This window comes from Methylobacterium sp. 142-1Y, from assembly GCF_057747795.1.
Genome location: NZ_CM173224.1, coordinates 515,412 through 527,715, shown reverse-complemented (window position 1 = coordinate 527,715; position 12,304 = coordinate 515,412). Strand labels below are relative to the sequence as shown.

General features: G+C 69.2%; 12 protein-coding genes. 2 read left to right on the top strand and 10 right to left on the bottom strand.

Annotated elements, in window-relative coordinates; translation table 11 throughout:
• Positions 1-8: 8 nt before the first annotated feature.
• Positions 9-1,262: a sarcosine oxidase subunit beta family protein gene (locus tag AC3AOF_RS02410; RefSeq protein ID WP_488347592.1), complete on the bottom strand. Its 1,254-nt coding sequence runs from the start codon at positions 1,260-1,262 to the stop codon at positions 9-11.
• A 330-nt stretch (positions 1,263-1,592) separates the two neighbouring features.
• Between AC3AOF_RS02410 and AC3AOF_RS02405 the strand changes: the two genes are divergently transcribed.
• Positions 1,593-2,522 carry a GlxA family transcriptional regulator gene (locus AC3AOF_RS02405; RefSeq protein ID WP_488348949.1) on the top strand — a complete coding sequence of 310 codons (930 nt, stop codon included), beginning with the start codon at positions 1,593-1,595 and terminating at the stop codon, positions 2,520-2,522.
• A 265-nt stretch (positions 2,523-2,787) separates the two neighbouring features.
• On the opposite strand, the gene AC3AOF_RS02400 is transcribed toward AC3AOF_RS02405, so the two are convergent.
• The 6 genes from AC3AOF_RS02400 to AC3AOF_RS02375 all read right to left on the bottom strand — a co-directional run bounded on the left by AC3AOF_RS02400 (position 2,788) and on the right by AC3AOF_RS02375 (position 7,674).
• A complete protein-coding gene (locus AC3AOF_RS02400; protein ID WP_236993125.1) occupies positions 2,788-3,378 on the bottom strand; it encodes an IS630 family transposase in 591 nt (196 codons plus the stop codon).
• Entirely contained in the window at positions 3,291-3,863 is a 573-nt protein-coding gene (locus tag AC3AOF_RS02395) for a helix-turn-helix domain-containing protein (RefSeq protein ID WP_488347591.1), read from the bottom strand. The genes AC3AOF_RS02400 and AC3AOF_RS02395 overlap by 88 nt, the downstream gene beginning before the upstream one ends.
• Before the next feature lie 406 nt (positions 3,864-4,269).
• Positions 4,270-5,106, bottom strand: a complete 837-nt coding sequence (locus tag AC3AOF_RS02390; RefSeq protein ID WP_488347590.1) for a glycine betaine ABC transporter substrate-binding protein — start codon at positions 5,104-5,106, stop codon at positions 4,270-4,272.
• A 115-nt stretch (positions 5,107-5,221) separates the two neighbouring features.
• A complete protein-coding gene (locus AC3AOF_RS02385) occupies positions 5,222-6,073 on the bottom strand; it encodes an ABC transporter permease (RefSeq protein WP_488347589.1) in 852 nt (283 codons plus the stop codon).
• Positions 5,989-7,296, bottom strand: a complete 1,308-nt coding sequence (locus AC3AOF_RS02380; protein WP_236990949.1) for a quaternary amine ABC transporter ATP-binding protein — start codon at positions 7,294-7,296, stop codon at positions 5,989-5,991. The genes AC3AOF_RS02385 and AC3AOF_RS02380 overlap by 85 nt, the downstream gene beginning before the upstream one ends.
• 165 nt (positions 7,297-7,461) lie before the next feature.
• Positions 7,462-7,674: a hypothetical protein gene (locus AC3AOF_RS02375; protein ID WP_488347588.1), complete on the bottom strand. Its 213-nt coding sequence runs from the start codon at positions 7,672-7,674 to the stop codon at positions 7,462-7,464.
• Positions 7,675-7,739: 65 nt separating this feature from the next.
• Here AC3AOF_RS02375 and AC3AOF_RS02370 point away from each other — a divergent pair, with 65 nt between their 5' ends.
• Positions 7,740-7,955: a hypothetical protein gene (locus AC3AOF_RS02370; protein WP_488347587.1), complete on the top strand. Its 216-nt coding sequence runs from the start codon at positions 7,740-7,742 to the stop codon at positions 7,953-7,955.
• A 313-nt stretch (positions 7,956-8,268) separates the two neighbouring features.
• Here the strand turns inward: AC3AOF_RS02370 and AC3AOF_RS02365 are convergent, their stop codons facing one another.
• The 3 genes from AC3AOF_RS02365 to AC3AOF_RS02355 form a co-directional block, all read right to left on the bottom strand.
• Positions 8,269-9,072: a helix-turn-helix domain-containing protein gene (locus tag AC3AOF_RS02365; protein ID WP_488347586.1), complete on the bottom strand. Its 804-nt coding sequence runs from the start codon at positions 9,070-9,072 to the stop codon at positions 8,269-8,271.
• A gap of 134 nt (positions 9,073-9,206) precedes the next feature.
• On the bottom strand, positions 9,207-9,779 hold the full coding sequence (locus tag AC3AOF_RS02360) for a class GN sortase (protein ID WP_488347585.1): 573 nt from the start codon (positions 9,777-9,779) through the stop codon (positions 9,207-9,209).
• Positions 9,776-11,947, bottom strand: a complete 2,172-nt coding sequence (locus AC3AOF_RS02355; RefSeq protein WP_488347584.1) for a marine proteobacterial sortase target protein — start codon at positions 11,945-11,947, stop codon at positions 9,776-9,778. Before AC3AOF_RS02355 ends, AC3AOF_RS02360 begins: the two co-directional genes overlap by 4 nt.
• Positions 11,948-12,304 lie beyond the last annotated feature (357 nt).

Here is a 12,304-nt window from a genome sequence, read left to right as displayed (position 1 = left end):
TTAAGGGATCAGTGCGCGACGGCGGCGGCTGCCGCCTCGTCGATGAGGCGACCGGTGCGGAACCGTTCGAGGGTGAAGGGCGCGTTGATCGCGTGCGGCGTGCCGGTCGCCAGCGTGTAGGCGAAGACGTGGCCCGAGCCGGGCGTCGCCTTGAAGCCGCCGGTGCCCCAGCCGCAATTGACGAACAGGTTCTCGACCGGGGTCGTGCCGATGATCGGCGAGCGGTCGGGCGTCACGTCGACGATGCCGCCCCAGGAGCGCAGCATCCGCATCCGGGTGAATTGCGGGAAGACCTCGCAGATCGCATCCAGCGTGTGGGTGGTGATGTGGAGGCCGCCCTGCTGGCTGTAGGAGGTGTACTGGTCGGTGCCCGCCCCGATCACCAGCTCGCCCTTGTCCGATTGCGAGATGTAGGCGTGGACGGCGTTCGACATCACCACGCAGGGGAAGATCGGCTTGACCGGCTCCGACACCAGCGCCTGGAGCGGGTAGCTCTCGAGCGGCATCCGCACGTCGGCCATCGCCATCACGGTCGAGGTGTGGCCGGCGGCGACCACGCCGATGCGCTTGGCGCCGATATAGCCCCGCGTCGTCTCGACGCCGATCGCGGCGCCGGAGGCGTCGCGGCGGATGCCCTTCACCTCGCAATTCTGGATGATGTCGACGCCGCGGGCATCCGCCCCGCGGGCATAGCCCCAGGCGACCGCGTCGTGGCGCGCGGTGCCGGCCCGGCGCTGGAGCGCGCCGCCGAGGACCGGGTAGCGAAGGCTGCCCGAGATGTCGATCGGCGGGCAGAACTCCTTGCACTCTTCCTTGGTCAGCCACTCGTTGTCGATGCCGTTGAGACGGTTGGCATAGACGTGGCGCTTGAAGCTCTGAACGTCGTGCAGGTTGTGGGCGAGCATCAGCACGCCGCGCTGCGAGAACATGACGTTGTAGTTCAGCTCCTGGGACAGGCCCTCCCAGAGCTTGAGCGCATGCTCGTAGAGCGCGGCGCTCTCGTCGTAGAGGTAGTTCGAGCGGATGATCGTGGTGTTGCGGCCGGTATTGCCGCCGCCGATCCAGCCCTTCTCCAGCACCGCGACATTGGTGATGCCGTGCACGGTGGCGAGGTAATAGGCGGTGGCGAGGCCGTGACCGCCGCCGCCGACGATGACGACGTCGTAGGCGGATTTCGGCTGCGGGTCCCGCCACTGGCGGCCCCAGCCCCGGTGCCCCTTGAGGGATTCCGTGAGCAGCGACGAGAGGGAAAATCGGCGCATCGGTCGGCCTCGCTGTGATGTCCGATCATCGGGCCGTCGGCGCCCCGCGGCTTTCGCGCTGGCGACCGCGAGTTTGGGATTTGCGACTTGGCGACGAGCCGGGCGCGACATTGCGGGCGCCCGGTGGGGCTGGAGCCCGCTGCCCCTTGCCCTAAGGGAGCGAATCTTGCTTGCCCCGAGACTTTCCTGGAGTCATTCTTTCCTGGAGTCATTCTCGGGTGACGAAGCGATGACGGTCTGGCGATGGATCGGGTGATGACGGCCGGCATGACCGGCACCATGGCGGCGGGCACCGCCGCCGTGACCGACGAGGTCACCTCCGTCGGGTTCATGCTCGTCGAGAACTTCTCGATGATCGCCTTCTCGTCGGCGATCGAGCCCTTGCGCCTCGCCAACCGGGCGGCGCGGCGCGACCTCTACCGCTACACGTTGTGGTCGGAGAACGGCACGCGCTGCACCGCGTCCAACGGTGTCGAAGTCCAGGTGGCGGGTAGCTTCAGCGAGGCGCAAGGAGTCGATCCCGCCCTCGACATGGCGATCGTCTGCGGCGGCATCGACATCCAGCGCCGGGATCACCGGACCTTGCAGACGCTGCTAAGACGGACCTGCATCCGCGGCGGCGCGATCGGCGCGGTCTGTACCGGCACCTACGTGCTGGCCAAGGCCGGACTCCTCGACGGCTACCGGGCGACGATCCACTGGGAGAACCAGGCGAGCCTCGCCTCCGAGCATGACGGGCTCGAGATCGGCTCCGACCTGTTCGAGATCGACCGCAATCGCTTCACCTGCGCGGGCGGGACAGCTGCGGCCGACATGATGCTGTCCCTGATCGTACGCGACCACGGGGCCGACATCGCCGCCGACGTCGCCGACCAGCTCATCCACCACCGCATCCGCGAGGCGGGCGAGCGCCAGCGGATGGACCTGCGGATGCGCCTCGGCGTGGCGCATCCGAAGCTCCTGCACGTCGTCGGCCTGATGGAGAAGACCTTTGCCGAGCCGCTCGGCAGCCAGGACCTGGCCGAGTCGGTCCACCTCTCGAAGCGGCAGCTGGAGCGCCTGTTCCTGAAATATCTCGGCCGTTCACCGGCCAAGCACTACCTGCGCATCCGCCTGGAACACGCTCGCCACCTGATCCGCCAGACCGCGATGCCGCTCCTGTCGATCGCGATCGAGTGCGGCTTCACCTCGGCCTCGCACTTCTCGAAATCCTACGTCGACCATTTCGGCCGGCCGCCGAGCAGCGAGCGGAAGATGTGATCGTACGTTCTCCGCTCGATCCTGAACCATCCGTGGTTCTGGATTCCGGGCTCCGCTATCGCGGCCCCGGAATGACGAGGAGAGAGCGAGGATTGTCGAGCTGATCATATATATTTCACGAAACATGCCTCGAAGGAGGCCTCCTGAGATCTCGGTGAGATCGGAAGTCCTCTTTCAAGGCTCACTCACGGTCGCGCCTCAGAGCCTGTTTTAGCAAATTGATCTGCGAAAAGTTGAAGTTGGGACTGATACGCTTTCCGGTTGATTAGGCCAGCTTGGGCTTTGGCTTTGCGGTTTTGGGCAGCCAGTGGAAGCTTGTGCGTGAGCTGATGAGGCCGGGCTGCTCGCTTAAGGTCGCGCACCGCTGCTCGACCACGCGTTCCAACTCATCCAGGTTGGCGATGTACCGATTGACCACCGGCTCATCGACCAGCGGCCACAACGTCTCGGCCGGCTGCAGTTCGGGCGTATAGGGCGGCAGGTAGACGAGCCGCACACCCTCGGGCACGCTTAGATTGGGCTGCGTGTGCCAGCCGGCATTGTCGAGCATCACCACCGCCCGGCAGCGCGTGCCGGCTCCGACCTCGCGCGCGAAGTCGGCCAAGAGTCGCTCGAAGAACGGCTTGGACAGGCCGTTGGAGAGGTACCACACCGTCTCGCCCATGGCCGGCGCCACGAAGGCGGTGACGTGCAGCCACTTGAAGCGATGCTGGCCCAGCGCCACCGGCCGCTCTCCCGCCGGCGCCCAGACCCGTCGCGTGACCGGCTTCAGGCCGAGGCGGTGCTCGTCCATCGCGTAGACGACGACCGGCAGGCGCGGCTCACGGGCCTCCTCCTCGTCGACGGCCTGCGCCAACTTTTTTTAAAAGCCTGCGCAGCCTCGGGCGTGGCCGCGCGCGGGTTGCGCGGGCGCGGCCGTTGCAGCGACCAGCCCAGCGCCTTGAGCGCCTCCCAGCCGCGCTGCACCGCCACCTGCTCGCGCCCCAGGTCCTGGGCCAGGACGTCCGCCACCGTGCGGCTCGTCCACACGCCCCCGTCCGGCGGCGGCTCGGCCAGGCGCTGACGCAATCGCTCGAGGACATCTGGCGTCAGGAGGCTGGCCGCGGCCCCGTTGTGGCGGCGCCGATCACCCAGCGCCTCGACCCCCTCAGTGTTGTAGCGCTCGCACAAACGGCGCACCCAGCGTTCGCTGAAGGCGGTCGCCGCGGCGGCTTCTGCGAAACTGTGGCCCTTGGCCAGAAGCCAGATCGCCTGGGTCTGGCGGGCGGTGCGCGCGTCACGGCAGGCCGTGAAGCGCTCCGCCAACTCCGACACGCTCAGGTGGGCCACCGGGCCAGCCATCGCCGCCTCCTTCGACAAACAGCATGCCCAACAAATGCGCCAGCACACCCGTCAGTTCACAGCTAAGCTGATCGAATCATACGGAAATCGTATGACATCATACGATTTCCGATTGATCGCTTCGCGATGCGGAAAGCGGCTTCGCTCAGGCGCCGCGCGGGCTGATGATACGAAATCCGGAAGTGATCTTCCGGATTTCGTATGAGATATCCTGTCATCCACCTCATCCTGAGGTGTCAGTCGATCAGAGATCGACTGACCTCGAAGGAGGGCTCCAGAGGTCGTCGTAGTTTCTGTAGCCCTCCTTCAAGGCTCCTTTCAGCCGCACCTCAGGATGAGGTCGCGGATGGGAAAGATTATCGGCGGGCACCGGCCTCCGCATCCGGAGCCACCCTCATCCCCCGGCTTACTTCACCCAACCATCCACCGTCGCCCGGTTGGCCTTGATCCATTTGCCGGCGGTCTCGGAGGGCTTGGCGCCCTTCTCCTCGTTCTCCGCCATCATGGCTTCCTCGTCCTTGATGCTCAGCTTGAACTTCTTGAGGATGCCGTAGACCTCCGGCATGTCCTCCTTCAGACCCTTGCGGGCGAGCGTGTTCACGGTCTCGTCGTCGCCGAAGGCCTTCTTCGGGTCGGCGAGATACTTCAGTTCGTAGCGCGCGAACATCCAGTGCGGCGTCCAGGCGGTGACGACGATGTCCTTCTTCTGGCGGATCGCATCCTTGAGGGCGCTGGTCATCGTGGCGTCGCTGCCGTCGACGAGCTTGACCGGAAGGCCGTAGGCCTTGATCGCGGCTTCCGAGGTCTTCATCACGCCGGCGCCGGGATCGATGCCGATCACCTTGCCCTCGACGTCGGCCGACTGGGTCTTCAGGTCCTCGATCGAGTTGAGCTTCGAATAGGCCGGCACGGCCCAGCCGATCTTGGCGCCGGTGACGTTCGGGCCGATCAGCTCGAGGCGGTTCTTCAGCTTCTCGTAATAGGCGGCCTGGGTCAGCGGCAGCCAGGCCGCGACGCTCGCATCGGCGTCGCCCGTCGCCACCGCCTGCCACATCGCCGCCGCGGCGAGCGGGATCGCCTTCACATCAAAGCCCTTCTCCTCCAGCACCTGCTTGAGGATGTTGGTCGCCACCACCGCATCGCTCCACTCGACATAGGCGATCCGCACCTGCTTGCCGGCCGCCTCGGCCGGAATCTGGGCGAAGGCGAGGCAGAGGATGACGCCGAGAGCTGTCGCGCGCATGGTCTGATCGATCCGAAGGCTGTGGTGGTCGGGAGGGGTTTCACGCTGCCGCGACGCCCGCGGGCGCCGGGAACCTGTCTCCAGGCCGCCCGCCAAGCGGACGGCCGGTGGTGTCTCAGGCGCTGCCGTGCGGCCGGGCGCGGGCGGCGAGCGCCTGGGTCGAGCGGTCGAGGATGACCGCCAGGATCACGATGCCGATGCCGGCCTCGAAGCCCGCCCCGGCCTCGAGGCGCTGGATCGATTGCCACACCGCCCGGCCGAGGCCGCCGGCCCCGATCATCGCGGCGATGACCACCATCGACAGGGCGAGCATCATCGTCTGGTTGACGCCGGCCATGATGGTCGGCAGCGCGAGCGGCAACTGCACCTTGAACAGCTTCTGGGCGGTCGAGCCGCCGAAGGCGTCCGAGGCCTCGACGAGCTCGGAGGGCACGTTGCGGATGCCGAGCGCCGTCAGCCGGATCACCGGCGGCACCGAGAACACGATGGTGGCAAAGCACGCCGACACCGCGCCGAGGCCGAAAAAGGGAAGCGCCGGGATCAGGTACACGAAGCTCGGCAGCGTCTGCATCATGTCGAGGATCGGCGAGAAGGCCCGCCAGGCGCGCTGGCTCAGGGCGAACCAGATCCCGACCGGAATGCCGATCACCAGGGCGGTGACGGTCGACAGGGTGACGAGGACGAGGGTCTCGACCGTCGCCTGCCACAACCGCAGGTCCCAGAGGAACAGAAGGCCGAACAGCGTCAGCAGCCCGATCCTGCGCCCGCCGATCTTGTAGGTGCCGAAGGCGGCGAGCCCGATGAAGAGCCAGGGCGGGACCGCGACGAGCGCCGTGGTCAGCACGTCGATCCAGTCGGAGACCGAGCGGCTGACCGCGCGGGTCAGCCAAGCGCCATGGTCGGTGAGCCAGTCGAGGCCTTGGTCGCTGAGCGTGTCGAGGGGGAATTTTGGGACGCTCCAGTCCATCGCTCCGCTCCTGCCGGCTTGGGGATTGTCGGGGTTTCGGTGGGGTGCAGGTCGGGGCGGGCGGCGAGCGCCCGCACCACGTCCCGGCTGGTGATGCCGCCGATCAGGCGCCCGTCCGGGTCGACCACGGCGACGCAGCCCTCGGCCGCGACCCGAGCGAGCAGCCCGTCGAGGCGCAGCTCCGCCCCGACGGGCTCGGCACCCCGGTCGAGCAGGCCGGCGACGGTCTCCGCCGGCCGGGCACCCGCGAGCGCGCCGGCGCGCAGGCGGCCGACGAAGCGCCGCTCGTCGTCGGCGACCAGCCAGGCGTCGCCGCCCTCGCCCGCCACCCGCTCCCGCGCCTCGGCGACGGTGAGGGTGGGCGCCAGGACCGGCGCGGCGCGATCCGCGACGTGCCCCGCCCGCATCACCGCCACGAGGTCGATATGCTCGACGAAGCGCGCGACGTACTCGGTCGCCGGACGGGCCACGATGTCCTCGGGCTGGCCGATCTGCACGACCTCCCCGTCCTTCATCAAGACGATGCGGCCGCCCAGGGCCACCGCCTCGTCGAGATCGTGGGAGACGAAGACGATGGTCTTCCTGAGCTTCCGCTGCAATTCGCGCAGCTCGGACTGCATGTCGCGGCGGATCAGCGGGTCGAGGGCGCTGAACGCCTCGTCCATCAGGAGGATGTCGGCATCGGCCGCGAGCGCCCGCGCCAGGCCGGCCCGCTGCTGCATGCCGCCCGACAATTCATGCGGATACTTGGCGTGCCAGCCCTTCAGGCCGACGAGCTCGATCGCCTGCATGGCCGCCTCGGTCCGGCGCGCAACCGGCACGTTCTTGAGTTCCAGGCCGAACGCCACGTTCGCCAGGATCGTCCGGTTCGGCAGCAGCGCAAAGTGCTGGAACACCATGCCGAAGGTCTTCTGGCGGAACGCCAGCAGGTCCTTGCGGCCGAGCTTCGTCACGTCCACGTCGCCGACGCGGATGCTGCCGCAGCTCGGCTCCACCAGCCGGTTCATGCAGCGCAGGAGCGTCGACTTGCCCGAGCCCGACAGGCCCATCAGGGTCAGGATCTCGCCCTCGACGATATCGAAGGAGATGTCGCACAGGCCGACCACCGCGCCGCAGGCCGCCGCGATCTCGGCCTTGCGCTTGCCCTGCGCGATGAGACCGACCGCCTCGGCCTGCTTATGGCCGAAAATCTTGCTGACTCCCTCCAAAACGATGTGGCTCATGGCTCATGACCCCTTTGGAGCAGCGTGCTTCGCCGATCGATACTAGAAAGAACCGAAGGCCTTTACCTTGTATTATGAAAAATTAGCTGGCGCAGGCCTCGCAGCTTGTCCGGCTGCGACATTTTTTGCCGCGAAGGCGACACGGGCGAGTTTCGCCAGGGAGAATCATTTGGTGCGGCGCAGCATTGCTGCGGGTTTCGTCATGTTGCGGGAAGAATCCGCAGAGGATGAACACATGATGTGCAGCGCAATCAAGGCCCCGCATCCGGCCTCTGCACGATGCCCCTGAGTCATACGGTTTCCGATTGATCGCGTCGCGATGCGGAAACCGGCTTCGCACAGGCGCCGGGGGCCGGCGACGGCCTTGCGCTGGATCAAGGCCCTTCGCCGCAGCCGCGTCCAGGCTCCCTCCCGGCGCGGCATCCTGCCGACGGAGATGCGCCATGCGCAAGTATCTCGTGACCTTCCATAAGGTCGTTCCGGACGATTTCGGCCATGATCGCCGCGTCGTCCAGCGGCAATCCGTGGTATCGGCGCCGTGCGAGGTCTCGGCCGTCGCCCTCGCCCAAGCCCGATTCTGCGAGGCCGCCGGCCTCGCCGACTGGCGCATGCGGGCCGATAGCTGCGAGGTGGTCATTCTCGCCCGGCAGGCGGCCTGACAGCAAGCCGTCTGATGGGTGGCCCGGGATCCGGTCCGACGACGGGCAGCGCCCATCCCACCCGCGAGAATGTTCGTGCCGGTCCAATCCGCGCTGCGTGCAAGATCACGTCACGATCGTGCTGCAATCGCGAAGCCCTCTCGATCGTTGATTGCCGCAATTTCTACGAAGGTCCGGCGCCAAATTCGTCGGAAGATGATCTAGCCTGACAAGCATCATCGATCATGCCTGGAATAACAGGCGATATCCCGCTATCTGCCTCAGGATGAGGTCGGGGATGGGGAAACGTGCTGATCCTTCGTTTCTGCTGAACTCAGTTTCCTGCGGGAAGACCCGGCGGGACGCAGCCGGGGAACGCCGCGAAGCCGTCGTCCCGCACCCGGTCGAGGATTCGGCGATAGTCCGGCTCGCACGGCATGCCGGCGGCGATCCGGCCGTATTGTGCGCCCTCCGGCGTCGTCCGTTCCGGCATCAGGGCGAGCGGCGTCGCGGCGGGCGTGAGCTGCGCGCCTCTCCCTGAGACGAGGGTCGTCAGGATGCCGAACATCTCGCCCTGGATGGTCGGCCGGCCGAGCATCGCCAGCCGGTACTGACCCTGGAACTCGGTGACGAGGTAGACGTGGCCCGACTGGTTGGGCACCGAGACGGTGCCGGTCTGGGCGAAGGGCGCGTCCAGCCGCTCGGCTTCGCGAAAGACCAGCCGGTCGCGCTCAGAGTCCCAGGCGATCTCGGTCCGGTAGGCGAAGATCGCGCCGGCCTGCCCGAAGGACGGCCGAAGCGTGAGGTAGCGTCCTTCGAGGAAGGCCACCGCCGCCCGGGTATAGGAGCCGAAAGCCTCCGGCGCCGGGCGCGGCGCGGCCTCCCGGCGCGGCGGCGCCTGCCGCAGGGGCGTCGCCAGCGCCTCCTCCAGGCGGATCGTCGTGGCGAGCGTGAACGGCCGGCGGCCGGACAGGGCCTTCTCCAGGGTCGAGAGGCTGATCCGCGCCGCATCCGCCAGGGCCTGGCGCGACAGGCGGCGCCGGGCCAGGGCCTCCCGCACCGCATCCGCCACCGCCCGGCTCTGCCCCTCAGGCAGGGCGGCCTCGTCGGTCTCGGGGGCGGCGTCGAGGGGCGGCATCCTGCGGATTCCTCCGGAATCCGGGCGGGTTCCTCTCGAATCCGGGCCGGCTCCTGTGAAACCCGCGCGACCCCTCACGGGAATCCGGGCGGGTTCCGGACGAACCCGCACGAAACCGCACGTCTTCCCCTCCGTCAAGGTTCGGTCCTCCCCGTCGCCTCGGCGACCGCCTCGACCACCAGGCGCTCGGGGCCCGGGACGAGAGCGTCGAGCGGCCAGCAGGTCGCCAGCGCGAGGCGCCGCCCCGGCGCGTCCGGATCGAGGCCGGACTGGTCGAAGCGCACGACCCGCGCACCGGTGACGCGGAAGGCGACGATCCGCCCGTCCCACCGTTGCACCTCGACCGGATCGCCGGGGGCGAGGCGGCCGAGGCTGCGGAACTGGGTGTCGCGGTGGGCGGCGTAGACCGCCAGGCCCGGCTCGCCCGCCTCCTTCGTGCCCTCGACATGGCCCGGCCCGAAGGCCAGGGCCTGCCCGCTCGCCCCGGCGAGCACGAGGTAGGATTCGCCGAGGCTCGGGAAACCGATGCGGGCGACCGGGGCGGTGTCGGCCCAGGGCCAGGGCCGAACCGGTCCGCCCTCCGCGAGGCTGCGGGCGAAGGCGCGGGCGAGCAGGGCTTGGGCCAGGGCGGCCTTGGCGGGGATCCAGGCACCCTCGGCCGTGAGGACGAGGCCGGCGGCGGCGAGGAGAGCGGCAAGTGCCCTCACCGCATCACCCTCCGGCCGCGGAGCCGCAGGAGCAGGGCGAGGCCGAGGAGGACGGCACCGAGGATCAGCCGGACCTCGTAGTCCGTCGCGGTCTGCGGCAGGGCGATGCCGCGGGCGGCGGCCGGGATCAACGCGGCCGGATCGCCTTCGGCTCTGCGCTGGGGCGAAGGCGCGATGCCGCGCGGGACGTCCTGCCCGAACAGGGTTTCGAAATCCCAGCCGGCCGGCAGGTTGAGCGGCAGGTCGGTGCGCGCGAGGCGGGCGGCGCCCGGCCGGCGCGGGGTGGCGTCGACGGCGACGAGCGAGGTCAGGCGGGTCGTCAGGCCGTGGTCGAGGGCGAGCTGAAGGATCGCCGCATCGGCGGCCTCCGGCGTCATCCGGCCGGTGATCCGCGCGGTCTCCGCCTCGCCGATCCGGGCCCGGGCCCAGACCTTGCCGATGCCGGCCCCCTCCCCCGCCCGGTCGAGGTCGAGCACCGTGCGCCAGGGCGTGTCGCCGGTCCGGCCGGTGAGGGTGAGCGTGCCTTTCGCCTGCCCCATCCGCGCCGCGATCGTCACCGGCTCGCCGCGATAGAGGTCCGGCAGCTGCGCGGGCGTCACCTCGGCCGCCTCCGAGAAGGTCGCGGAAAGATCGGTGACGACCGGGCTCTCGAGCTTGACCAGCAGGTCGCGCATCCGGTCGGCGACCTCGCCCACCGAAGAGATTTGCGTGAAGGTGCCCCGGCCGAGCTCGGCGGCGTGGCGCATCAGGTGACCGTTCGGGGCCGAGCCGATCCCGACCATGAACAGCCGGGTGCGCCCGCGTTCCTCGGCGATGGCCTTGAAGATCCGCGCCTCGTCGCCGATCGCCCCGTCGGTGAGGAACACCACCTGGCGCACCCGCCCGGTCTCCTCCGGATGCGCGTCCTCGAGCGCCGCCCGGAGCGGGGCCAGCATCTCGGTGCCGCCGCGCGCCTCGAGCCCGGCGACGAAGCGTTTGGCCCGGTCGAGATGGTCCTCGTCGGCGGCCACGAGGTCGGAAAACACCGTCTCCATCGTGTCGTCGAAGCGGACCACGTTGAAGCGATCACCCGGACGCAGCCGGTCGAGGCCGACCAGCAGGCTGGCCTTGGCCTGGCGGATCGAGGTGCCGCCCATCGAGCCCGAATTGTCGATGACGAAGATCACGTCCCGTGGCATCGGGGCGGCGGGGAGCGCCGCCGTGGGCGGGGTCACGACGGCGAGCATGAAGTCCGTGCCGGCCTTGCGCTCGCGGAACAGGCCGGCCGTCGGTGCGGCCCCGGGGGCAGGCGTCCAGGTCAGCTCGAAATCCCGGTCGGCCGCGGCGGCCCCGTCGCGCAAGGCGATACGGCGCTCGCTCGCCGAGGGCGCCTCGACGGTGATCGCATGGGTGGCACTTGCCACCGTGCCGAGGGGAAAGCCGGCCTTGAGGTCGATCGAGAGCGTCAGCGGGTTGACCGGCGCGTGGCGCGCCGGATCGAGCACCGGGCCTGCGATGGCGTTCCGGTCGGGCACGGGGTCGGGCTCGCCCTCGGGACGATCGGGGCGGTCCGCGGCAGGCAGCAGCACCGGCGGGGCCGGATTGTAGCGCGGGGCGGCGACGGTCGACAGGCGCAAGGAGTAGGTGTCGCCGGAGCGCCGCACGCCCTGCTGGTACTGGATCTGCACCAGCACGGTCTCGCCGGGGCCGATATTGGCGACCGCGTTGGTGAACAGGTTCGGCCGCTGCTGCTCGGTCAGGGCCGCCGCCTTGCCCTCGTCCCGCGCGGCCTCATAGGCGCGCCGCGCCGCCTGCCGCTCGCGGATGTCGGCGACGATCACCCGGTCTCCGACCACGAGCCGCATCGCGTCGACGGCGGCGTCCTCCGGCAGGGGAAACAGGTAGGAGCCCTCGACCCACTCCCTGGTGGTATTGCGAAAAGCCTGGGTGATCGTGGCCCGGGCCGTCGGGCCGCTCACCGCAATGGCCGCATCGGTCGCAAGCCGCGGCGCCTCGACCGGCTCACGCCCGCCGTGGCGCAGGAGCAGGGTGCCGCCGCCGCCCTCCTCCGCCCGGGCCGGCGGCCCGCCGAGGAATGCGAGCAGAGCCGCGACGATCGGGCCGATGAGGAGGTTGCGAGGCAGCGGCTCGCGGATCGCGCGGGGGGCGGGAAGGGAGCATCGGGGCACGGGATGTCGTCCTCGTCGTCGGCACCGGTTCGGGGACCGGCCGATCCTGAGGCTCGCGCGGGCCGAGGCCCGCCGCCACGGGACGCTTCGCCAATCGTCCGGCGGCTCCCGCACCGGAGGTCCAGGCCGGTACGGGATGCCGCCCCAAGCGCGGCGGGACGGTGCCGGTCCGTCCGGATGTGTCCGCTTCCGGCGGTCCCTCGCGGCATACAATCCTTCCGCCGACCGCGCGCCGTCGCGCTCCGCAGCGGGCGCCCGGGATCGGTCAGCATGACCGAGGCGTGCGGCGGCCGAGCGTTTCGGATCGATTTCTCTTTTCTTCGGTTTTTCTCAAAAAAGACATATTTTGATGAAATC

What these genes read in the sequence shown, in the direction of transcription:
- AC3AOF_RS02410 (WP_488347592.1), bottom strand. Translation starts at nt 1,262, where the DNA reads ATGCGCCGATTTTCCCTCTCGTCGCTGCTCACGGAATCCCTCAAGGGG.
- AC3AOF_RS02395 (WP_488347591.1), bottom strand. Translation starts at nt 3,863, where the DNA reads ATGGCTGGCCCGGTGGCCCACCTGAGCGTGTCGGAGTTGGCGGAGCGC.
- AC3AOF_RS02385 (WP_488347589.1), bottom strand. Translation starts at nt 6,073, where the DNA reads ATGGACTGGAGCGTCCCAAAATTCCCCCTCGACACGCTCAGCGACCAA.
- AC3AOF_RS02365 (WP_488347586.1), bottom strand. Translation starts at nt 9,072, where the DNA reads ATGCCGCCCCTCGACGCCGCCCCCGAGACCGACGAGGCCGCCCTGCCT.
- AC3AOF_RS02380 (WP_236990949.1), bottom strand. Translation starts at nt 7,296, where the DNA reads ATGAGCCACATCGTTTTGGAGGGAGTCAGCAAGATTTTCGGCCATAAG.
- AC3AOF_RS02405 (WP_488348949.1), top strand. Translation starts at nt 1,593, where the DNA reads ATGCTCGTCGAGAACTTCTCGATGATCGCCTTCTCGTCGGCGATCGAG.
- AC3AOF_RS02390 (WP_488347590.1), bottom strand. Translation starts at nt 5,106, where the DNA reads ATGCGCGCGACAGCTCTCGGCGTCATCCTCTGCCTCGCCTTCGCCCAG.
- AC3AOF_RS02370 (WP_488347587.1), top strand. Translation starts at nt 7,740, where the DNA reads ATGCGCAAGTATCTCGTGACCTTCCATAAGGTCGTTCCGGACGATTTC.